The organism is Microbacterium ureisolvens (genome assembly GCF_015278315.1).
In the GTDB taxonomy this organism is placed as follows: domain Bacteria; phylum Actinomycetota; class Actinomycetes; order Actinomycetales; family Microbacteriaceae; genus Microbacterium; species Microbacterium ureisolvens.
The window spans coordinates 143,075-163,099 of sequence record NZ_JADIJE010000008.1 but is presented as its reverse complement, the minus strand read 5'-3'; the positions used below and the strand labels follow the sequence as shown (position 1 = coordinate 163,099).

The 20,025-nt window shown below is 71.1% G+C and carries 22 protein-coding genes; 11 read left to right on the top strand and 11 right to left on the bottom strand.

Translation table 11 applies throughout. The features are described 5' to 3' along the window. Positions 1-21: 21 nt before the first annotated feature. On the bottom strand, positions 22-633 hold the full coding sequence (locus tag IM767_RS13585; RefSeq protein ID WP_109210913.1) for a dihydrofolate reductase family protein: 612 nt from the start codon (positions 631-633) through the stop codon (positions 22-24). Between the two features lie 139 nt (positions 634-772). Here IM767_RS13585 and IM767_RS13580 point away from each other — a divergent pair, with 139 nt between their 5' ends. Beyond that, positions 773-1,429, top strand: a complete 657-nt coding sequence (locus IM767_RS13580; protein WP_194398890.1) for an SAM-dependent methyltransferase — start codon at positions 773-775, stop codon at positions 1,427-1,429. A gap of 75 nt (positions 1,430-1,504) precedes the next feature. On the opposite strand, the gene IM767_RS13575 is transcribed toward IM767_RS13580, so the two are convergent. After that, positions 1,505-2,263 carry a class I SAM-dependent methyltransferase gene (locus IM767_RS13575; RefSeq protein ID WP_109210912.1) on the bottom strand — a complete coding sequence of 253 codons (759 nt, stop codon included), beginning with the start codon at positions 2,261-2,263 and terminating at the stop codon, positions 1,505-1,507. 76 nt (positions 2,264-2,339) lie between these two features. Between IM767_RS13575 and IM767_RS13570 the strand changes: the two genes are divergently transcribed. Together IM767_RS13570 and IM767_RS13565 are read left to right on the top strand one after the other, a co-directional pair. Beyond that, positions 2,340-2,942 carry a 3'-5' exonuclease gene (locus tag IM767_RS13570; protein ID WP_109210911.1) on the top strand — a complete coding sequence of 201 codons (603 nt, stop codon included), beginning with the start codon at positions 2,340-2,342 and terminating at the stop codon, positions 2,940-2,942. 63 nt (positions 2,943-3,005) lie between these two features. Next, positions 3,006-4,316, top strand: a complete 1,311-nt coding sequence (locus IM767_RS13565; RefSeq protein WP_109210910.1) for a DNA recombination protein RmuC — start codon at positions 3,006-3,008, stop codon at positions 4,314-4,316. A 25-nt stretch (positions 4,317-4,341) separates the two neighbouring features. Here the strand turns inward: IM767_RS13565 and IM767_RS13560 are convergent, their stop codons facing one another. Next, positions 4,342-4,551, bottom strand: coding sequence for a UDP-N-acetylmuramyl pentapeptide phosphotransferase (locus IM767_RS13560; RefSeq protein ID WP_109210909.1), 210 nt, complete (start codon positions 4,549-4,551; stop codon positions 4,342-4,344). 157 nt (positions 4,552-4,708) lie between these two features. Continuing rightward, complete coding sequence (glpX, locus tag IM767_RS13555) at positions 4,709-5,698, bottom strand: class II fructose-bisphosphatase (protein WP_109210908.1); 990 nt, start codon at positions 5,696-5,698, stop codon at positions 4,709-4,711. A 192-nt stretch (positions 5,699-5,890) separates the two neighbouring features. On the opposite strand from glpX, the gene fbaA reads away from it, so the two are divergent. Next, complete coding sequence (gene fbaA, locus IM767_RS13550; RefSeq protein ID WP_109210907.1) at positions 5,891-6,922, top strand: class II fructose-bisphosphate aldolase; 1,032 nt, start codon at positions 5,891-5,893, stop codon at positions 6,920-6,922. Positions 6,923-7,007: 85 nt separating this feature from the next. Here fbaA and IM767_RS13545 read toward each other — a convergent pair whose 3' ends face one another. From IM767_RS13545 to IM767_RS13525, 5 genes are all read right to left on the bottom strand, one after another. Then, positions 7,008-7,559, bottom strand: a complete 552-nt coding sequence (locus IM767_RS13545; RefSeq protein WP_109210906.1) for an MOSC domain-containing protein — start codon at positions 7,557-7,559, stop codon at positions 7,008-7,010. Positions 7,560-7,647: 88 nt separating this feature from the next. Further along, the gene (locus IM767_RS13540; RefSeq protein ID WP_109210905.1) at positions 7,648-8,346 is read right to left on the bottom strand and encodes an anti-sigma factor; all 699 of its coding nucleotides are present in this window, start codon (positions 8,344-8,346) and stop codon (positions 7,648-7,650) included. Beyond that, on the bottom strand, positions 8,343-8,882 hold the full coding sequence (locus tag IM767_RS13535) for a sigma-70 family RNA polymerase sigma factor (RefSeq protein ID WP_109210904.1): 540 nt from the start codon (positions 8,880-8,882) through the stop codon (positions 8,343-8,345). Before IM767_RS13535 ends, IM767_RS13540 begins: the two co-directional genes overlap by 4 nt. 128 nt (positions 8,883-9,010) lie before the next feature. Beyond that, complete coding sequence (locus tag IM767_RS13530; RefSeq protein WP_109210903.1) at positions 9,011-9,613, bottom strand: DUF6264 family protein; 603 nt, start codon at positions 9,611-9,613, stop codon at positions 9,011-9,013. Continuing rightward, complete coding sequence (locus tag IM767_RS13525) at positions 9,610-10,650, bottom strand: 4-hydroxy-3-methylbut-2-enyl diphosphate reductase (RefSeq protein WP_194398894.1); 1,041 nt, start codon at positions 10,648-10,650, stop codon at positions 9,610-9,612. Before IM767_RS13525 ends, IM767_RS13530 begins: the two co-directional genes overlap by 4 nt. A gap of 126 nt (positions 10,651-10,776) precedes the next feature. Here IM767_RS13525 and xseA point away from each other — a divergent pair, with 126 nt between their 5' ends. The 7 genes from xseA to IM767_RS13490 are packed head-to-tail and all read left to right on the top strand — an operon-like array spanning position 10,777 to position 17,316. Further along, positions 10,777-12,108: an exodeoxyribonuclease VII large subunit gene (gene xseA, locus IM767_RS13520; RefSeq protein ID WP_109210901.1), complete on the top strand. Its 1,332-nt coding sequence runs from the start codon at positions 10,777-10,779 to the stop codon at positions 12,106-12,108. 9 nt (positions 12,109-12,117) lie between these two features. After that, positions 12,118-12,375, top strand: a complete 258-nt coding sequence (locus tag IM767_RS13515; protein ID WP_109210900.1) for an exodeoxyribonuclease VII small subunit — start codon at positions 12,118-12,120, stop codon at positions 12,373-12,375. Then, entirely contained in the window at positions 12,375-13,022 is a 648-nt protein-coding gene (locus IM767_RS13510; RefSeq protein ID WP_109210899.1) for a DUF4245 family protein, read from the top strand. The genes IM767_RS13515 and IM767_RS13510 overlap by 1 nt, the downstream gene beginning before the upstream one ends. Positions 13,023-13,057: 35 nt before the next feature. Further along, complete coding sequence (locus IM767_RS13505; RefSeq protein WP_194398893.1) at positions 13,058-13,669, top strand: carbonic anhydrase; 612 nt, start codon at positions 13,058-13,060, stop codon at positions 13,667-13,669. 46 nt (positions 13,670-13,715) lie between these two features. Next, on the top strand, positions 13,716-15,110 hold the full coding sequence (locus IM767_RS13500; RefSeq protein ID WP_109210897.1) for a class II fumarate hydratase: 1,395 nt from the start codon (positions 13,716-13,718) through the stop codon (positions 15,108-15,110). 47 nt (positions 15,111-15,157) lie between these two features. After that, the gene (locus IM767_RS13495; protein ID WP_109210896.1) at positions 15,158-16,663 is read left to right on the top strand and encodes a sensor histidine kinase; all 1,506 of its coding nucleotides are present in this window, start codon (positions 15,158-15,160) and stop codon (positions 16,661-16,663) included. Continuing rightward, positions 16,660-17,316 carry a response regulator transcription factor gene (locus tag IM767_RS13490; protein ID WP_109210895.1) on the top strand — a complete coding sequence of 219 codons (657 nt, stop codon included), beginning with the start codon at positions 16,660-16,662 and terminating at the stop codon, positions 17,314-17,316. Before IM767_RS13495 ends, IM767_RS13490 begins: the two co-directional genes overlap by 4 nt. A gap of 103 nt (positions 17,317-17,419) precedes the next feature. Here IM767_RS13490 and IM767_RS13485 read toward each other — a convergent pair whose 3' ends face one another. Together IM767_RS13485 and IM767_RS13480 are read right to left on the bottom strand one after the other, a co-directional pair. Next, positions 17,420-18,358: a superantigen-like protein SSL4 gene (locus IM767_RS13485; RefSeq protein ID WP_109210894.1), complete on the bottom strand. Its 939-nt coding sequence runs from the start codon at positions 18,356-18,358 to the stop codon at positions 17,420-17,422. Between the two features lie 169 nt (positions 18,359-18,527). Beyond that, complete coding sequence (locus tag IM767_RS13480; RefSeq protein WP_109210893.1) at positions 18,528-19,883, bottom strand: RNA 5'-3' helicase PhoH2; 1,356 nt, start codon at positions 19,881-19,883, stop codon at positions 18,528-18,530. Between the last annotated feature and the right edge of the window lie 142 nt (positions 19,884-20,025).

The following is a 20,025-nucleotide window of genomic DNA, read 5'->3' as shown; positions in this document are numbered from 1 at the left end:
GCGGCATCCGCCGTCCCCACGTCAGTCGGGGTCGACGCGCCATCTCATGAGCACATTGCCCGATTCCTCCCACGCTCGGGTCTCGAGGAGCTTGAGGGCGACGGGAGGGCGGGAGTCGAACAGCGGCACGCCCGTGCCGGCGATGAGGGGGAAGGTCACGAGGTGCAGCTCGTCGACCAGGCCGGCGTGCATGAGGTCGTTCCACAGGATCCGGCCGAGGAGGATCAGGATGCCGCGCCCGTCGCTCCGCTTGAGTGCGGCGATCTCCGACCGCGCGTCGGCGACGGGCACGATGCGGACGTTCCGATAGGGCGCGATGTCGTCCTCGGTGATCGTGTCGGACACCACGATCTTCTCGATCTCGAGGATCAGCTCGGCGAACTCGCGACGGATGGCGGTGGCCTCGGGATCCTCGCGCACGCCCGTCCAGTAGCCGAGGTTGCCGAGGGCCGAGCGACGCCCCGAGAGCACGAGCGTGTTCGAAGCGCGCATGAGGCCGGTGGTGTAGTGGTCGAAGGTGTCGGCCCCGCGATAGTCGGGATGCTGGTGCTCGAAGAAGGACACGATGTCGTGGTCGTCGTCTTCGTAGCGGCCGTCGACGGTGACGAAATTGCAGACGGTGAGGGTGCGCACGGCGCAACCGTACGCCACGGGCACGACACCGCGCTCGCCGGCCGCGACGCGACGGCAGCAGCCCGGCTGGTGCGGGCGGGGCCTCGGCCGCCCGGCTCGAGCCGTTGCCCCGACGCTGAGCCGGCGGGATACTGACCGCGTGGACGAGTGCTGCGCACCGCAGACGCCGGAGGACTTCGACCGCGAGTTCAACGCGCGGTTCGCCCGCCGCCTGGCGCGGCGCTACCGGCGCGAGGGTCTTACGCCCAGCGCCCGGCTCGTCCTCGAGTTCGCCGAGGCGGTCGGCCTCGAGGGCTCGTCGGTGCTCGAGATCGGCGGCGGCATCGGCGACATCCAGCTCGAGGCGCTCAAGCGCGGCGCGTCCCACACGACGAACGTCGAGCTGTCCTCCGCCTACGAGCCCGAGGCGACGCGGCTGCTCGAGGATGCGGGCCTGCGCGATCGCGTGACACGGATGCTGGGGATCGACCTGGCCGGGACCCCGGAGGCCGTCGAGCCCTCGGACATCGTCGTGCTGCATCGCGTGGTCTGCTGCTACCCGGACTACGAGGGTCTCCTCGGCGCCGCCGCCGGACGAGGACGGCGCGCCGTGGTGTTCAGCCACCCGACGTACAGCCTGTTCGCGCGCGTCATGGCCCGCGCGATCAACGCGGTGTACACACTGACCGGCAACCCGTACCGCGCCTTCGCGCACACGCCGGACGGGATGATCGCCGTCCTGCGTGGACGCGGCTTCGAGCCGCGCTACCGCGGTCGCAGCGGACCGTGGCACGTCGTGGGCGCGGTGCGGGCGTAGGCCGCCCACGTCGTCGCGGTGGTCCCGGGTGCACCGGACCGCGGTGCGCGCGGACCGCGTGCGCCGCAACTCGCCTCAGGGGCGGATGCCGCGGTAGGCGTGCGTGACGTACGGCAGGTCGACGACCTCCGCGCCGGTGGCGTCGGTGATCCGGCGCTCGTCGAACAGCGCTGCGACCGCGGTGAGGATGGCGGCGCGCTCGGCTTCGGGCGCGGTGATGATGTAGCTGCGCGAGGCGACCATGTCGAGCAGCGCCGCCCGCGAGATCGGGCGCGTCCAGGTCCACGTGCGGGCTTCCAGCCCTGCGAACGGGTCGGCGACCCGGGGTCCGTCGCCCGCGAGCATCTCCTCGGCGTGGCTGCCGTGCATCGCCGCGGTGAGCCGCGCGACCCACGGATCGGACTCGTCGCGGATGTTCCACACCAGTCCCAGCACGCCACCGCTGCGCAGCACCCGGCCGGCCTCGGCCGACGCGGCGACCGGATCGACCCAGTGCCACGCCTGCCCGAGGAGCACCGCGTCGACGGACGCGTCGGGCAGCGGCATCCGCTCTCCCGTCCCCACGAAGGTGGGAACGCCGTGCACGTGCTCCCGCAGGGCGGCGAGCATCTCGGCATCGGGGTCGATGGCGACGACTTCCGCGCCCGCCTCGACGATCGTGCGGGTGAGCTTGCCGGTGCCGGCGCCGACGTCGGCCGCCCGCACCGCGCGTCCGGGCTCGCGGGCCGGGCCGAGCAGCCACTCCACCGACTCGCGCGGGTAGTCCGGGCGTCCGGCCTCGTAAGCGCGGGCGGCGGCACCGAATGACAGCGACATCTCCTCGCGACCGGCCATGCCCCGACTCTATGACGGAGGTGGCCGCTCGGCGCGCCTTCCGGCGGACCGGCGGTGCCCGGGTGAGTCTGGGGAGGTGCCACTGGACTTCACCGCGATCGACTTCGAGACGGCGAACTCCAGCAACGCCTCGGCGTGCGCGGTCGGGCTCGTCCGCGTGCGCGACGGGCGGATCGTCGATAAGACCGGGTGGCTGATCCGTCCCCCGGCCGGCCACGACGTCTTCTTCGAGCTGAACGTGCGCATCCACGGCATCCGGTCCGAGGACGTCGCCGACGCCGCGACCTGGACGCAGCAGCTGGCTCCCCTCGCCGCCTTCGTCGGAGACGACATCCTCGTCGCCCACAACGCCGGCTTCGACATGGCGGTCCTCAAGCGCGCGTGCGACGCGACCGGCGACGAGTGCCCGCCGTACCGGTACGCGTGCAGCCTGCAGGTCGCCCGCAAGGTGTACCGGCTGGAGTCCTACCGGCTTCCCTTCGTCGCCGCCGAGGCCGGCTTCGCCGACTTCCCGCATCACAACGCCACCGCCGATGCGCTCGCGTGCGCCCACGTGATGATCGACGCCGCGCGCCGTCTCGGGGCCGCCGACATCGAGTCGCTGGCCGGGGCCGTCGGCGTGCGGGTGTCGCAGATCGCGGTCGCCGAGGCGCCGGCGGTCTCGTTCGCCGTGGCGTAGCCGCGATCGGATGCCGCCGCGCGGGGTCGCGGCGATGTCGGAGGCATCCTGCACGCTGGAGGCATGGACGCAGTCGTGATCAGTGTGGTGGTGATCGCCTGCCTCGCCATCGGCGCGGTGGCGGGGTGGGCGGCCGGACTGGCGCGCGCGGCCGCGCGGGGGGCTCGCGAGCACGCCGACCTCACCGCCCGTCTGGCGGCGTCGGATGCCTCACGCCAGGGCGTGCAGGCGCAGCTGGAGCATCAGCAGCTCCTCTACCGCGACCTCGCCTTGCAGGCCCGGCACGATCAGGCGGCCCGCGAGGAGCGCGAGCGGCGCGAGCAGTCGGTGCTGCGGGCGCTCGCGCCGGTGCAAGAGACTTTGGCTGCCATGCACAGCAAGGTCGACGAGCTCGAGCGCGACCGCCACACGCAGTTCGGCACGCTCGCCGAGCAGCTGCGGCGCGCCCACGAATCCGACGAGGCGCTGCGCGCCACCACCGAGTCGCTCGCCGGAGCCCTGCGCTCGGGCAGCACGCGCGGCGTGTGGGGCGAGACCCAGCTGCGGCGCGTCGTGGAAGCGGCCGGGCTCACGCGGCATGTCGACTTCGAGCTGCAGACGTCGATCACGACGGACGCCGGCGCCGGGCGCCCCGACATGGTGATCCGGCTGCCCGGTGAGAAGGCGATCGCCGTCGATGCGAAGGTGCCGCTGGACGCCTTCCTCGAGGCGAGCGCGATCCCGCTGACCGCCCAGGGTGCCGAGGCCGCTCGGCGGCGAGCGCTGCTCGACAAGCACGTCAAGGCCGTGCGGGCGCACGTCGACGCCCTGGCCCGCAAGACGTACTGGGCCGGGCTGTCGTCGAGCCCCGAGTTCGTGGTCTGTTTCGTGCCCAGCGAGTCGCTCCTCGCGGCCGCGCTCGAAGAAGACCCGTCGCTCCTCGACTACGCGTTCGGCAAGCGCGTGGCGCTCGCGTCGCCCGTCAACCTCTGGGCGGTGCTCAAGACGGTCGCCTACACCTGGACCCAGCAGGACGTCTCACACGAGGCCCGCGCGCTCTTCGACCTGGGCAACCAGCTCTACGAGCGGCTCGGATCCCTCGCATCGCACGCCGACGATCTCCGCCGCGCCATCGAGCGCACGGTCGACAGCTACAACCGCTTCGCCGGTTCTCTCGAGACCCGCGTCCTGGTCAGCGCGCGCAAGTTCCCCGGCATCGATGCGACGAAGCTCGACGCGGTGAGCGAGCCCGCGGCCATCGAGAAGAGCCCGCGACGCCTCACGGCCCCGGAGCTCCTCGAGGAGACGCTCGATGGCATCGACGACGCACCGGAGCACACCGTGACGGCCGAGCTCGGCGACGTGCGCGCGCGTCTCGCGGCCCCCCGGGACTGACGACCGGCGGAACCGCAGCGCGAGGTCAGGCGCCGCCGGGAACGAAGCTCAGCAGGACGATCACGGCCGCCGAGACGCCGACGAACGCGCCGATCATCCACCACGCGCTGATCTCGTGGCCCTCGTCGCGGCGCACGCGCAGCAGCACGTCGGGCCGTCGGGCAGGGTCGATGGCGTTGGCGACGACCGCTTGCGCGCCCGTCTGGGCCGACGGTTCAGCTGGCTGGGCAGACATCGTCAACTCCTCGCGTCGGAAACACTCCGTGCCTCCATCGACACCACAGACGATTCTGCCAGAGTTCGCGGCCGTGACGATCACGAAACCGTCACGGCAGCATCACGTGTCGCACGTGCCCCACCGGCCCGCTGGAGCCGCCGCGGGACGCCCGAGCTCAGAGCCACTTGGAGACGAGATGCTCCGACGAGATCCGGCGCAGGGTGCCCGAAGCGCCGCGCAGCACGACGCTCTCGGTGTAGACGTAGCCGCCTTCACGTCGGACGCCCGCCACCAGCGCGCCGTCGGTGACCCCGGTCGCGACGAAAATCGTGTTGTTGCCCTTGACCAGATCGTCGGCCTCGTACACATAGTCGTCGAGCCGCAGGCCGGCATCGATGCCGCGCTGCTTCTCATCGTCGTCGCGCGGCCACAGCCGGCCCTGGATGTGCCCGCCGAGCGCCTTGATCGCGCACGCGGTCACGATGCCCTCCGGGCTGCCACCGACACCGACGCACATGTCGGTGCGGGCGTTGTGGCGGGCGGCGTTGATGCCGCCGGCGACATCGCCGTCGCTCATCAGTCGGGTGCCGGCGCCCGCCTCGCGGATCTCCTCGATGAGCCGCTCGTGGCGCGGGCGATGCAGAACCGAGACGACGAGCTCGTCGACCGGCTTGTCGAGCGCCTTCGCGAGGCGGCGGATGTTCTCGCCGATGGGCAGGCGGATGTCCACGACGCCGACACCGGCCGGCCCCGTCACCAGCTTGTCCATGTAGAAGACGCTCGAGGCGTCGAGCATCGTGCCGTGGTCCGAGACGGCGATGACCGAGAGGGCGTTGTTGCGCCCGGCGGCGGTCAGCGAGGTGCCGTCGATCGGGTCGACCGCCACGTCGGCGCGAGGTCCGCGGCCGTTGCCGACCCTCTCGCCGTTGTAGAGCATGGGCGCCTCGTCCTTCTCGCCCTCGCCGATGACGATCGTCCCGTCGAAGTTCACGGTGGTGAAGAACGCCCGCATCGCGTCCACCGCGGCGCCGTCGGCAGCCTCCTTGGCGCCACGGCCGATGAACGGAACGGCGCGGATCGCCGCGGCTTCGGTCGCACGCACCAGTTCCAGCGCGAGGTTGCGGTCGGGGTGGAGGGGACTCATGTCCGCGGTCAAGCTCACCATGACGGTCAGCCTAGCCAGCCTGACGCCCGATTCCGCGGAATTTCACGTCGGAGCAACTGAAGGAATCCCGATTCTTTCCGATAGTGCAGGGACCGAGTTTTCCCCGGCAGGTGAGCCGCCGGGCGACGGTCGCCTCAACCGGGGCTTGGGTAGAGTTTGCGGTGACGCCCGCATCGATCACGAGGAGCACTCATGCCCGTCGCCACCCCGGAGCAGTACGCCGACATGCTGGACCGCGCGAAGGCCGGTGGCTTCGCGTATCCCGCCATCAACGTCTCCAGCTCGCAGTCGATCAACGCGGTCCTGCAGGGCCTCACCGAGGCAGGATCCGACGGCATCATCCAGGTCACCACCGGTGGCGCCGACTACTTCGCCGGCCACACCGTCAAGGCGCGGGCCGCCGGCGCGCTGGCGTTCGCGAAGTTCGCCACCGAGGTGGCCAAGAACTACCCGATCACGGTCGCCCTGCACACCGACCACTGCCCGAAGCCCGCTCTGGCGGACTTCGTCCTGCCGCTCATCGAGGCGTCCGAGGAAGAGGTGAAGGCCGGGCGCAACCCGATCTTCCAGTCGCACATGTGGGACGGCTCCGCGGTGCCGCTCGATGAGAACATCGAGATCGCGAAGGACCTCCTCCCCCGCCTCAAGAACATCAACGCGATCCTCGAGGTCGAGATCGGCGTCGTCGGCGGCGAAGAGGACGGCGTGAAGCACGAGGGCTCCAACGAGGCGCTCTACACGACGGTCGCCGACGTGACAAAGGCCGTCGAGGCGCTCGGTCTCGGCGAGAACGGCCGCTACATCTCGGCCCTCACCTTCGGCAACGTCCACGGCGTCTACAAGCCCGGCAACGTCAAGCTCCGCCCCGAGCTCCTCGGCGAGATCCAGGAGGGCATCGCCTCGAAGTTCGGCACCGGCCCGAAGCCGCTCGACCTCGTCTTCCACGGCGGCAGCGGCTCGACCGACGGCGAGATCGCGCTGGCGGTCGCCAACGGCGTCGTGAAGATGAACGTCGACACCGACACGCAGTACGCGTTCACGCGCTCGGTCGCCGGCTTCATGTTCCAGAACTACGACGGCGTGCTCAAGGTCGACGGCGAGGTGGGCAACAAGAAGGCCTATGACCCGCGCGCGTGGGGCAAGATCGCCGAGTCGGCGATGGCCGCCCGCGTGGTCGAGGCGACCCAGCAGCTCGGCTCGCACGGCAAGAGCCTCGCCGCGTAACGACAGCGAGAACAGCGGATGCCGCGACCCGGGCCTCACCAGAGGCGCGGGCCGCGGCATCCGTCGCCTCAGGGAGTGGCTCGGTCTACTCGGGGTCGGCGTAGCGATCGAGGAGCCCCGGCGCATCCTCGGGACGGTGCACGACGACGATCTCGTCGCCCGCCTGCACGTGCCCGGCGCGCACGACGCGCAGATACGGCCCGAGGCGACGCTCGTGCGAGAACCTCTTCACCCAGCCTCGGGCCTCCGGTCCGCCCACCCAACGCGCGAACGTCGCGCAGGGTGTGCGGGGCATGGTCACCTCGACCTCGACCCGCTCGCCGATGCGCCACCGCTCGCCGATGCGCGCGGCGTTGACGTCGAGGCCCTCAACACGCAGGTTCTCGCCGAACCAGCCGGGCGGGAGCTCACGTCCGAGCTCGGACTCCCAGTACGCGGCGTCCTCCGTCGAGTACGCGTAGAGCGCCTTGTCGAGGCCGCCGTGGTGCTTGCGGCTGGCCTGCACGTCGCCGCGCACGCCGTAGGGACCGATGCGCACCGCCCCCTCGACCGGCCCCTTGTCGATGGCCGTCACGCCCACGCTCCCCGAGTCCGGACGCAGCTGACGGACGGCGCAGACGGCGACGAGGCGGGGCATCCGCTCATCCTAGCGACGGCATGCCCGGCAGCAGCCGACCTCGCACGGTTCACCCGGGGGGCCCGACGGCGCGCCGCTTCCGCACGACTCAGCGCGGCTCGCCGCGCAGCAGCACCCGCCCGTCCGAGACGGCGCGCACCTCGATCGAGGCGATCTCATCGCGGTCCAGAGCGGTGCCGGCATCCAGCCGCGCGGTCGTTCCCGGACCCGCACGCCACGACGACAGCTCGCTCGACGTGCCGTCGGTCGAGGTGACCACGAGCACATAGGGCCATTCCTGGCCGGCGGAATACGGGTCGCTGCTGGGCGGGTAGTGGCACACCATCTCGATGCGCGTTCCCCACGGGGCTTCGGTCAGCTCGACCTGCGCCGTCAGGGCCACGTCGGTCACCGGCTCCAGCGCCACGACCTCCTCGGGGACGGCGACAGGGTCGACGGCCGAGGTCACCGCGAAGCCCACGACGACGGCGAGCGTCGCAGCCGCCACGAACCCGCCGCCCCAGGCCAGGAGACGCCGGCGCCGCGCATCCCGCGTGCCGCGCGCTACGACGCGCTCGCGTGCGCCCTGGGCCGGACCCGCGCCCACCGCCGGCTCCAGCAGCGATTCCGCACGCACTGGGTCGACGCGCGCCAGCAGGCCCAGCGTGGGTGCGAGCTCGCCGATCGCTTCGCGGCACAGGACGCACTCGTCAAGGTGCGCCTCGTAGCTGCGGCGGTCCTCGACGCTGAGCGCGCGCACGACGTACGCCGCATCCCAGTCGGCGAAGTCGATGTGCTCCGTGTTCATCGCGTCACCCCCTTCTCCTGCAGGGTGAGCCGGAGGGCGCGGAGCCCATAGTGGAGGCGCGATTTGACGGTGCCCTCCGGAATGTCGAGATCGCCGGCCATCTCGGCGACCGTTTGTCCTCGGTAGTACGCGCGGATGACGACGGCGCGATGCTCCGTCGTCAGTGCGGCGAGCGCCTCCTCCACGAGGATGGCTTCGAAGAGCGCGTCGGTGGCATCGGGCGTCGTCCGCTCGGGAACCTCGGCGACATCGATCTCACGACGTCGGTGCGCGCTGCGCGCCTCGTCGATGACGAGGTGGCGGGCCACCGTGAACATCCACGACCGCGTCGTCGACGGGTCCTGCTCGAGGATCCGAGGGGTGCGCCATGCCCGCAGCATGGTCTCCTGCACGATGTCGTCTGCGCCCGCGCGGTCGCCGGTGAGGTGCACGACATAGCGCCAGACCGGTGCCGCGTGGGCGTCGTAGAGCGCGGCGAGCCGCGTGGCGTCGCGGTTCGCGGCGCTGTCGCGGCGTTCCACGCTGTCGTGCGGCATCCGTCACCTCCCGCAGGAGACACGAGACGCGCCACCCGGAGGTTCAGGTGATCCGCGCGACCCCGCGCCGTCCTCCCGAGTATGCACCGCCCGCGGCGAGCGCGGGCGTCGGCGCGTCGCCGACGGGCTCAGCCGGCGCCGCCCGCCCTCTCGAAGAGCGCCTGCCACACGGCGGGGTCGTTCATGAGCGGAATCGCCATCAGGGCGCCCGCGAGGAAGATGAACGCGATGCCGCCGACCAGCGGGATCCACCACGTCAGACGCCCGGCCCGCATGCTCCACACCGAGACCGCGGCGGTCGCGCACCAGCCGATGATGAGGACGAGCACCGCCGCGATGCCCCACGCCCTTCCGGCGGCAGGATCGGACAGCTCCGCCTCGACGCCGAGCGTCGCCAGGATCGACTCCGCGTACGCGGCGTAGTCCAGGAACGCGGGCACCGTCGAGATGACGTTGACCAGGCCGTACGCGAGGAGCGCGAATGTGACGATGCGGTCGACGGGCCGCTGACGCTTCTCGACGACAGGTGGAGCCTGCGGGATGCCGGGCTCCGGAGCATCCGTCATGATCGGCGTCAGCGCCTCCAGCTGCCAGGGCGCGGGCTCCTGGATGCGCGCTCGCTGCTCCTCAGGGGTGGCGTACTCGCCGTACTGCGGGCGCGGCCGTGCGGTCTCGACGCTCGGCGTCGGCGTGACCGCGCGACCGACGTCACCGGCGGAGGCCTCGCTCATGCGCGGGTCCGGCCGCCGAGGGCGCGGTCGTCGCGCTTGCCCGCGGCATCCGTGCGGAGCTCCTTCGGCAGCGAGAACTGGAGGTCCTCTTCAGCCGTGCGCACCTCCTCCACGTCGCGGTAGCCCGCGGCCGCGAGGTCTTCGAGGACCTGCTGCACGAGCACGTCCGGAACGGAGGCGCCGCTGGTGACGCCGACCGTCTCGACGCCCTCGAGCCACGCCTGCTCGACCTCGTCGGCGTAGTCGACGCGGTACGCGGCCTTCGCGCCGTACTCCAGCGCGACCTCGACGAGCCGCACGCTGTTGGACGAGTTGGCCGAGCCGACCACGATGACGAGGTCGGCGTCCTTGGCGACCTTCTTGATCGCCACCTGGCGGTTCTGCGTGGCGTAGCAGATGTCGTCCGACGGCGGATCCTGCAGCTGCGGGAACCGCGCGCGCAGGCGCCGCACCGTCTCCATCGTCTCGTCGACGGAGAGGGTGGTCTGCGAGAGCCAGACGACCTTCGACGGGTCGCGCACCTCGATGGTGTCGGCCTCGTCCGGAGAGTTTACGATCGTGACGTGGTCGGGCGCCTCACCGGCGGTGCCCTCGACCTCCTCGTGGCCGACGTGGCCGATGAGCAGGATCTCGAAGTCGTCGCGGGCGAACCGCACGGCCTCGCGGTGCACCTTCGTGACCAGCGGACACGTCGCATCGATCGCGCGGAGACCCCGATCGGATGCCGCGTTCACGACGGCCGGCGACACCCCGTGCGCGCTGAACACGACGTGGGCGCCCTCGGGAACCTCGTCGACCTCCTCGACGAAGATCGCGCCCTGCTGCTCGAGCTCGGTGACGACGTGGATGTTGTGCACGATCTGCTTGCGCACATACACCGGCGCGCCATAGCGCTCGAGCGCCTTCTCGACGGCGATGACCGCGCGGTCCACACCCGCGCAATAGCCGCGGGGGGATGCCAGCAGCACCCGCTTCTGTCCGGTCCCGGCGATATCCTGGAGCGGTTCGCGCCGCCGCGGGATGCGGGGGACGGGCATGCTCACAGGGGGCCGACTCGCAGGGGTCTGTCCCACAGTGCTGGTGCTCACTCCTCGATTCTACGGGCGGCCCGCTGAGCGGAGCCTCGGTGCGGACACGCCCGCGCTCGGGCACGAAAGGACCGAATGACGAGTTTCCAGCCGGCCGCCGTCCCCGGCGAGCCGCCGCCCGCCGATTCGGTGCGCCCCCGCGACTCGACGCCGCAGGCCCCGACATCCGTCGCCCGTCTCAACGACACCATCCGCGGCTTCGTGCAGACGTGGGGGTCGGTGTGGGTCGAGGGCGAGATCACGGCGTGGAACCAGCGCGGCGGCAACGTCTTCGGCCGCCTCAAAGACCTCGCCACCGACGCCACCATCTCGTTCCGCATCTGGTCCTCCACCCGCGAGCGTCTGCCCGGCGACCTCAAGGTCGGCGACCACGTGATCGCGTGCGTCAAAGCGGACTACTTCGTCAAGAACGGCGATTTCAGCTTCTCGGTCTCGGCGATGCGCCACGTCGGGCTCGGCGACCAGCTCGAGCGGCTGGAGCGTCTTCGGGTGCAGCTGCGGTCGGAGGGCCTGTTCGATCCGTCACGCAAGAAGCCGCTTCCGTTCCTGCCGCACCTCATCGGCCTCATCACCGGCGAGAACTCGGATGCCGAGAAGGACGTGCACCGCAACGCCGAGCTGCGCTGGCCGCAGGTGAAGTTCGTGACGAAGTACGCCGCCGTGCAGGGCGAACGCTGCGTGCCCGAGACGATCGCGGCGCTCAAGGCGCTGGACGCGGCACCCGACATCGATGTCATCATCATCGCGCGCGGCGGCGGCGACCCGCAGACCCTGCTGGGATTCAGCGACGAGCGCCTCGTCCGCGCCGTCGCCGCGGCATCCACCCCCGTCGTCAGCGCGATCGGCCACGAGAACGACCACCCGCTCCTGGACGATGTGGCCGACCGCCGGGCGTCCACACCGACCGACGCGGCCAAGCGCGTGGTGCCCGACGTCGCCGAGCAGCGGGCGCTCGTGGCGCAGCTGCGCGCGCGGCTGACCTCGCGCCTGACGCAGCGCCTGACCCACGACATCGCACAGCTGGAGCAGCTGCGGTCGCGCCCGGTGCTGCGCACCCCCGACACGCTGCTGACCGCGCGCGCGCACGAGGTGGAACTGCTGGCCGCGCGCGGCCGGGACCGCGTCGACCGCGCACTGCAGACCCACGACCGCCGCACCGCCGAGCTGCGTGCCACCCTGCGCGCGCTCTCCCCCGCCTCGACGCTCGCCCGCGGCTACGCCATCGCCCACCTCGCCGACGGCGTCATCGTCCGCGACGCCGCGCAGGCACCGGCATCCACCCCCGTCGTCGTCACGGTCGGCCGCGGATCGTTCGCCGCGCACTCCGACGGGGAGGTATCCGAAGGTCGCGTGCCGCCGCATGCGGCGGGGCCCGGTGAGGACGGGGCCTCGCCCGCGCCGAACTAGACTGGGACCATGACCGAGCCCAGCGGCGCCCAGAGCGACGTCGCGACCCTCTCGTTCGAGCAGGCGCGCGACGAGCTGGTCCGCGTGGTCGCCGAACTCGAGCAGGGCGCACCCACCCTCGAGCACTCCCTCGCCCTGTGGGAGCGCGGCGAGGCGCTGGCCGCACGCTGCGAGGAGTGGCTGCTCGGCGCCAAGCGCCGGCTCGAGGCCGCGCGCACGTCGGCCGATCGCGGCGACGGGCATACGCGCGAGGACGGGGTGCTCTGATGGCTCGCGAACCCCGCATCGTCGCCGAACTCGGCCGGCCCGAGACGCCCGAGGAGACCGCCGACCGCAAGGCCGCGTCGTCGCGCGTCTACCGCTCGAGCCAGAACGTCCGCAACCTCATCGCCGCGCTCCTGGCGACCCTCGCGGTGGTGGCGGTCATCATCTTCGCAGTGCCCCGCGGCTCCGCCCCCGAGCGTGAGCCCGTCGATGTCGCCGCGGTCGCCGAGCGCATCGCGGCCTCCGAAGGACGCACCGTGATCACGCCGGAGATGTCGGAGGGCTGGGTGGTGAACCGCGCCGGCATCGAGGGCAGCGGCTCCGCGCGGGCGTTCACCGTCATCTACGCGCCGGAAGGCGAGGACGATCGCGGCTTCCTGCGCGTGGCGCAGGGATTCGACGCCGAAGAGTCCTGGCCCGCGCGCGTGCTCTCGGGGGCGGCCCCGCAGGACACGGTCACGATCGACGGCATCACGTGGGATCGTTACGACCTGGATCCCGACCGCAGCGGCAACATCTCGGTCGCGCTGGCGACCGATGCCGGCAACGACATCGTGCTCATCTACGGCTCCGCCGCCGAGGACGCACTCGAAGAGACGGCGCGCTCCGTCACCGAACAGATCACCGCATTGCGCGAGGAGGCCGAGTGACCGACCAGCCCACACCCGCGAAGGCCTGGCAGGAGATGCAGCGCGGCAACGCGCGATTCGTGGCCGGTGAGCCGCGTCACCCCCGCCAGGACGTCGACACCCGACACGAACTCGCGGGAGGGCAGCGTCCTCGCGCAGCCCTCTTCGGCTGCGCCGACTCACGCCTGGCGGCCGAGATCATCTTCGACAAGGGGCTCGGCGATCTGTTCGTGGTGCGCAACGCGGGGCAGGTGGTCTCCGACTCGGTCGTCGGCAGCCTCGAATACGCGGTCGCCGTCCTGGAAGTCCCGCTGATCGTCGTGCTCGGCCACGACGCCTGCGGCGCGGTGCGCGCGGCGATCGACAGCACGGACGCGGATGCCGACCCGCTGCCGCCCCACATCTGGCGGCTGATCTCCCCGATCGTGCCCGCCGTGCGCCGAGTCCAGCGCGCGTCCGCCGTCGACGGCGTCTTCCCCGACACCATCGACGCAGAAGAGGTCGGCCGCGAGCACCTCCGCGACACGGTCGGCGAGCTGCTGAACTCGTCGGAGCTGATCAGCGCCGCCGTCGCCGAGGGGCGTCTGGCCATCGTGGGCGCCAACTACCGGCTGGCCGAAGGCACCGCGGTGCCCGACGTGATCGTCGGCATCACCGAATCGGCCTGAGTACGACTCCCCCTACCCCCTGTACCGATACGTGAGGAACGACGACGTGACCGACACCGAGTACCGCATCGAGCACGACACCATGGGCGAGGTGCGCGTGCCCAAGAACGCGCTCTACGCCGCCCAGACCCAGCGCGCGGTCGAGAACTTCCCGATCTCGGGCGACCGCCTGGAGCCGGCGCAGATCGTGGCGCTCGCGCGCATCAAGAAGGCCGCCGCGCTGGCGAACAAGGAGCTCGGCACGCTCGACGGTGCCATCGCCGACGCCATCGCCGGCGCTGCCGACCGCATCATCGCGGGCGAGTTCGCCGACCAGTTCCCGATCGACGTCTACCAGACCGGCAGCGGAACGTCGTCGAACATGAACATGAACGAGGTGCTGGCGACGCTCGCGACGCAGTCGCTCGGCGCGACCGTCCACCCCAACGACCACGTGAACGCGTCGCAGTCCTCGAACGACGTGTTCCCGACCTCCGTGCACATCGCCGTCACGCAGGAGATCATCGACGACCTCATCCCCGCGCTCGACCACCTCGCGGTCGCGCTCGAGGCGAAGGCCGACCTGTGGAAGACGGTCGTCAAGTCCGGCCGCACCCACCTGATGGATGCGACCCCGGTCACGCTCGGCCAGGAGTTCGGCGGCTACGCCCGCCAGATCCGGCTCGGCATCGAGCGGGTGCAGGCGGTCCTCCCCCGCGTCGCCGAGGTTCCGCTGGGCGGCACCGCGGTCGGCACAGGCATCAACACGCCGCTCGGGTTCCCGCAGCGCGTGATCGAGCTGATCGTCGCCGACACCGAGCTGCCGATCACCGAGGCCAAGGACCATTTCGAGGCGCAGGCCAACCGCGACGGCCTGGTCGAGGCATCCGGCGCACTGCGCACCGTCGCCGTGTCGCTCACCAAGATCAACAACGACCTGCGGTGGATGGGCTCGGGCCCGAACACGGGTCTCGGCGAGCTGCACATCCCCGACCTCCAGCCGGGTTCGTCGATCATGCCAGGCAAGGTCAACCCGGTCATCCCCGAGGCGACGCTGATGGTGTGCGCGCGAGTCATCGGCAACGATGCGACCGTGGCGTGGGCGGGCGCGTCCGGTGCCTTCGAGCTCAACGTGGCGATCCCCATCATGGGCAGCGCGGTGCTCGAGTCGATCGAGCTGCTCGCGAACACGTCGCGCGTGCTGGCCGACAAGACGATCGCCGGCCTCGAGGCCAACGTCGAGCGCGCCGCCGCCTACGCCGGCATGTCGCCGTCGATCGTGACGCCGCTCAACAAGCTCATCGGGTACGAGGCCGCGGCGAAGATCGCCAAGCACTCGGTCGCCAAGGGCATCACGGTGCGCGAGGCCGTGATCGACCTCGGCTACGTGGAGCGGGGCGAGCTCACCCTCGAGCAGCTCGACGAGAAGCTCGACCTGCTTTCGATGACCCACCCGGGCTGAACGCCCGCACTGTGCCGGAAGCCCGTCGCGGGCGGGATAATCGGGACATGGCCCGCACGCCCCGCCCGGTACCCGCGCGTGTCAGGATCCTCGCAGCGATTCTGGCCGTCGCGTGCGTCGGCCTGGCCATCGTGGGCAGCGTGACGTTCCTGGTGCAGCGGGAGCAGGCGCTGAACAGCGTGAACGAGCGGCTCGAGAGACAGGTCGAGTCGCTCAAGGAGGTCGCGGGCGGCGACGCACCCGACGCCTCCGACGGTGCACCGGAGGCGACTGTCGATCTCAATGAGAATGAATTCCAGTCGATCGACGACTACCTTTTCGCCGTCGTCGGCCGGCTGGTTCCCGCACGCAACGAGGCAGCGGTCGCCCTCATCGACGGACAGCCGCGGTGGCGACCCTCCACCCTGTCGGGCTTCCGCATCGACGGGAACCAGGAGCTGATCGACCGCGCGATCGAGGTGTCAGCCGGCGGGGAGACCAAGAGCGGCACCGTGGTGACCGATGACGGCTCGCTCCGCTACATCGCCGTTCCGGTGACGATGGAGGGCGACCCGCGTCAGGGCCTCTACATCCGCGCCGTCGACCTCGGAGCCGAGCTGCAGCCCGTCACGCTCGCCATGACGACGTACGTCATCGCGGCCCTGGCGGTCCTCGCCGCGATCGGGGTGGTGGGCTGGTTCGTCACGGGTCGTCTGCTCTCCCCCATCCGCCACCTCCGCGAAACGGCGGACGCCATCTCCATCACCGACCTCTCGCCGCGTCTGAACGCGCAGGGCAACGATGACATCGCCGATCTGTCGCGTACCGTCAACTCGATGCTGGACCGGCTGGAAGGCTCGGTCGACGGGCAGCGCCAGCTGCTTGACGACGTGCGGCACGAACTGAAGACGCCGATCACGATCGTGCGCGGTCATCTCGAACTCATGGACCCGCGGGACTCCCTCGACGTGGCGTCGGCGCGCGAGATCGGGATCGCGGAGCTCGACCGGCTCGCACGTCTGGTCGAAGACATCGACCTGCTCGCAACGGCGGAGGCCGACTCGTACGCGCTGGCGGAGGTGGACCTGACCGCCCTGACCGCGCGCGTCGGCGAGCTCGTCGCCGTGATCCCAGGTCATACGTGGACCGTCGAGGCCAGCGCGGGCGGCTTGACCACCGGCGATCAGGACCGTCTGCTCCAGGCGTGGCTCCAGCTGGCCGACAACGCCGCGAAGTACACCCCGGTGGGCAGCCCCATCGAGATCGGAAGCGCCCACGATGCCGCCGGCAGCCGCTTGTGGGTGCGCGACCACGGCCCCGGCATCCCCGCCGACGCCCGATCCCGCATCTTCCGTCGCTTCGACCGAGCCCACGTCAAACGCGCCGTGGGCGGTTCGGGGCTGGGCCTTGCCATCGTCGACGCCATCGCGAAGGGTCACGGCGGTCACTGCGTCGTGACCGACACACCCGGCGGCGGCGCCACATTCACCATTCATCTCCCGCCGACCGAGGCGGAACTGCCGGCACCGGTGCGGGCAGGGGATGTCGTGCTGCAACGGGAGGCTGCGGGATGACGAAGATCCTCATCGTGGAGGACGAGCCGCGGATCGCCGCGTTCGTCAGTCGCGGCCTGGAGGCGGCCGGCTACGAGACGCTCGTCGTCGAGGATGGCGCCGAGGCGCTCGAGGCGGCACTGCGCGGGGATGGCGATCTGGTGCTGCTGGACGTCGGGCTGCCGACGATGGACGGCTTCGAGGTGCTGCGCGAGCTGCGTGCCCGCGGCTCGGCGGTGCCCGTCATCATGCTCACCGCGCGCTCGAGCACCCGCGACACCGTCACCGGATTGGATGCCGGGGCGAACGACTACGTGCCCAAGCCCTTCACGTTCGAAGAGCTCCTCGCCCGGGTGCGCTCGCGCCTGCGCGAGAGCGTGCCGCAACCCGGTGTCTCGATCGCGCACGGCGACGTCGTGCTCGACATCCTGGCTCGTCGGGCGACCGTCGGAGGCCGGGAGGTCGATCTCTCGGCGCGGGAGTTCGCGCTGGCGGAGCAGTTCCTGCGCAACCCCGGTCGGGTGCTCAGCCGTGAGCTGCTCCTGAGCCGCGTGTGGGGCCTGGACTTCGACCCGGGATCCAACGTCGTCGACGTCTACGTGCGTTACCTGCGTGGAAAGCTGGGCCCCGATCACATCGTGACCGTCCGCGGCGCCGGCTATCGCTGGGAGTGACCGGCGCCGACGGCCGCGTGCTGATCCCCGGGCACGAAGAAGCCCCCGGTGCTGGGGGACACCGGGGGCTGTGAAGGGCCGGACTGGGGGATCCGGCCTTTAATCAGTCGCGCCTGTCTGGGGAATTGCGCGACTGGTCTTTCTTCGCGTCGGGACCGGCGCCGTTGCCGTTTCCGACGTTCGATCCCGCGTGAGCGGGACGCTTCGCACTCTCCGCCGGGCGCTCGGCCGGGCGGTCGTGGACGTTCTTCTGCTGTTCGCGCGTGGCCTGCTGCTCGTGCTGCGCGCTCTGCTGCTCCTGCTCGACGCGCTGCTGTTCTTCCTGAACGCGCTGCTGCTCCTCCTGGACCCGCTGCTCCTCCTGGACCCGCTGCTCTTCCTGGACGCGCTGCTCCTCCTGGACGCGCTGCTCCTCCTGGATCCGCTGCTGCTCGAGCCGCACGACGCGTCGCTGCTCGAACTGCCGCCCGACCAACCCCCGACGCTCGGCGGTGAGGTCGTCCTGAGCCGGGAGCTCCGCGATCCCGCTCTTCTGCGTCTCGGCTTCGCGCTCGAGCCGCGCGACGAGTGCGTCGATGCGACCCGACGACCAGCCCTGCGCTGCCGCCCAGGCGCGCAGCGCGTCCCACGAGCCGGCGGCGCGCGCGGCGGCGATGGCCGACTCGAGATCAGCGGGCGCCGCAGGCGCCACGGGCGTGACGGTCGTGGGGATATCGGGGACGGTGGCGGGCGTAGCGGGCGTGCGGGCGGTGCTCACCGATGGAGCAGTGTCGACGACGACGGGTGCGGGGGCCTCGACCACCTCGGCTTCCGCCGAAGGCACGTGGAGATCCGGCACGGCGGACGGAGCCGCCGACGGCGTCGGGCGCGGAGTCGACGAAGGCGACGCGGCGGACGGCACGACGACGTGGTCGGCCGAGACGGTCGTCGCGGGCGAGTCCGACAGCGCAACGGTGTTGGTGAGGGCGACGACGGTGACGACGGCAACGCTCGCAGCGACGGCGGTCATGCCGCCGACCACGAGTCCCGTGCGTGCGTCCACGTCTCGCCTGACCTCCGTTGTGCGCGGATTCGTTCCCCTCACCAATGGTGACAGACCGATCGCGTCAGATGAGCCACTGGCCATGAGACTCTTCTCATGCTAGCGACCGGCAGCGGGCCGGGATGAGGCATCCCGGCCCGCTGCATCACAGGGGCGATTCCGCGCGGGATCAGGCGAGTTCGCCGGCCTCCAGCAGGTCGGTGACGAGTGCGGCGATCGCGGACCGCTCCGAGCGCACGAGGGTCACGTGGCCGAACAGCCCGTGCCCCTTCAGCGTCTCGATGACGGACGCGACACCGTCGTGCCGCCCCACCCGCAGGTTGTCGCGCTGACCGACGTCGTGGGTGAGCACGACCCGGGAGTTCTGTCCGATCCGGCTCAGCACCGTCAGCAGCACATTGCGCTCGAGCGACTGCGCCTCGTCGACGATCACGAACGCGTCGTGGAGCGACCGGCCCCGGATGTGGGTCAGCGGGAGCACCTCGAGAAGCCCGCGTTCGACCACCTCCTCGAGCACGTTCGCCGAGACGACCGAGCCGAGGGTGTCGAACACCGCCTGCCCCCAGGGATTCATCTTCTCCTGCTGGTCGCCCGGCAGGTAGCCCAGCTCCTGCCCGCCCACGGCGAAAAGCGGGCGGAACACGATGATCTTCCGCTGCTGCTGCCGTTCGAGCACCGCCTCCAGCGCCGCGCACAGCGCCAGCGCCGACTTGCCGGTGCCGGCCCGTCCGCCGAGAGACACGATCCCGACCTCGGGGTCCAGCAGCAGGTCGATCGCGATGCGCTGCTCCGCCGACCGCCCATGCAGCCCGAACACCTCGCGGTCGCCGCGGACCAGACGGTACTCCCCGTCGCCGACCACCCGGCCGAGCGCCGAGCCGCGCTCGGAGTGGATGATGAGCCCCGTGTTCACGGGCAGCCCGCGCACCTCGTCGCTGGATGCGACCTCGCTCTCGTAGAGGTCGCTGATGTCGTCGCCCGACACATCGAGATCGGAGATCCCGGTCCAGCCGGAGTCGACAGCCTGCTCGGCGAGGTACTCCTCGGCCGTGATGCCGAGCGACGCCGCCTTGACCCGCATGGGAAGGTCCTTCGAGACGACGGTGACCTCCTGGCCATCCTGCGCGAGGTTCATCGCGATCGCGAGGATGCGGCTGTCGTTGTCGCCGAGGCGCATGCCCGAGGGCAGCACCGTCGCATCGGTGTTGTTCAGCTCGACGCGGAGGGTGCCTCCTGCGCCCACCGGAACGGGGAAGTCGAGGCGGCCGTGCTCGACCCGCAGCTCATCGAGGTGGCGCAGGGCCTGCCGGGCGAAGTAGCCGATCTCGGGGTCATGTCGCTTGCCTTCGAGCTCGGTGATCACCACCACGGGGATCACGACGCTGTGCTCGGCGAAGCGGAAGAACGCCCGCGGATCGCTCAGCAGCACGGACGTGTCGAGAACGTAGGTGCGCAGATCCTGTTCGGATCCGGCGACCTGCTCGAGGTCCTGACTGCGCTGCTCGTGTGGTGCTCGTGTGGTCACAACCCACTCCCGCCCCGGGTGGTTCACCCGGCAGTCACGAGTCGACCATGGGTCACGAGTCGCGATCCGGAAGGCCGACTCGACCGGGCTCCTTGCCCGATGCGATCACGCTACGACCGCCCGACGACATCGGGGGCACCCG

Excerpts from the sequence above, each read along its gene's own strand:
- IM767_RS13575 (WP_109210912.1), bottom strand. The coding sequence starts at position 2,263 with ATGGCCGGTCGCGAGGAGATGTCGCTGTCATTCGGTGCCGCCGCCCGC.
- IM767_RS13565 (WP_109210910.1), top strand. The coding sequence starts at position 3,006 with ATGGACGCAGTCGTGATCAGTGTGGTGGTGATCGCCTGCCTCGCCATC.
- IM767_RS13560 (WP_109210909.1), bottom strand. The coding sequence starts at position 4,551 with ATGTCTGCCCAGCCAGCTGAACCGTCGGCCCAGACGGGCGCGCAAGCG.
- glpX (WP_109210908.1), bottom strand. The coding sequence starts at position 5,698 with ATGGTGAGCTTGACCGCGGACATGAGTCCCCTCCACCCCGACCGCAAC.
- fbaA (WP_109210907.1), top strand. The coding sequence starts at position 5,891 with ATGCCCGTCGCCACCCCGGAGCAGTACGCCGACATGCTGGACCGCGCG.
- IM767_RS13545 (WP_109210906.1), bottom strand. The coding sequence starts at position 7,559 with ATGCCCCGCCTCGTCGCCGTCTGCGCCGTCCGTCAGCTGCGTCCGGAC.
- IM767_RS13540 (WP_109210905.1), bottom strand. The coding sequence starts at position 8,346 with ATGAACACGGAGCACATCGACTTCGCCGACTGGGATGCGGCGTACGTC.
- IM767_RS13535 (WP_109210904.1), bottom strand. The coding sequence starts at position 8,882 with ATGCCGCACGACAGCGTGGAACGCCGCGACAGCGCCGCGAACCGCGAC.
- IM767_RS13530 (WP_109210903.1), bottom strand. The coding sequence starts at position 9,613 with ATGAGCGAGGCCTCCGCCGGTGACGTCGGTCGCGCGGTCACGCCGACG.
- IM767_RS13525 (WP_194398894.1), bottom strand. The coding sequence starts at position 10,650 with ATGCCCGTCCCCCGCATCCCGCGGCGGCGCGAACCGCTCCAGGATATC.
- xseA (WP_109210901.1), top strand. The coding sequence starts at position 10,777 with ATGACGAGTTTCCAGCCGGCCGCCGTCCCCGGCGAGCCGCCGCCCGCC.
- IM767_RS13515 (WP_109210900.1), top strand. The coding sequence starts at position 12,118 with ATGACCGAGCCCAGCGGCGCCCAGAGCGACGTCGCGACCCTCTCGTTC.
- IM767_RS13510 (WP_109210899.1), top strand. The coding sequence starts at position 12,375 with ATGGCTCGCGAACCCCGCATCGTCGCCGAACTCGGCCGGCCCGAGACG.
- IM767_RS13505 (WP_194398893.1), top strand. The coding sequence starts at position 13,058 with ATGCAGCGCGGCAACGCGCGATTCGTGGCCGGTGAGCCGCGTCACCCC.
- IM767_RS13495 (WP_109210896.1), top strand. The coding sequence starts at position 15,158 with ATGGCCCGCACGCCCCGCCCGGTACCCGCGCGTGTCAGGATCCTCGCA.
- IM767_RS13490 (WP_109210895.1), top strand. The coding sequence starts at position 16,660 with ATGACGAAGATCCTCATCGTGGAGGACGAGCCGCGGATCGCCGCGTTC.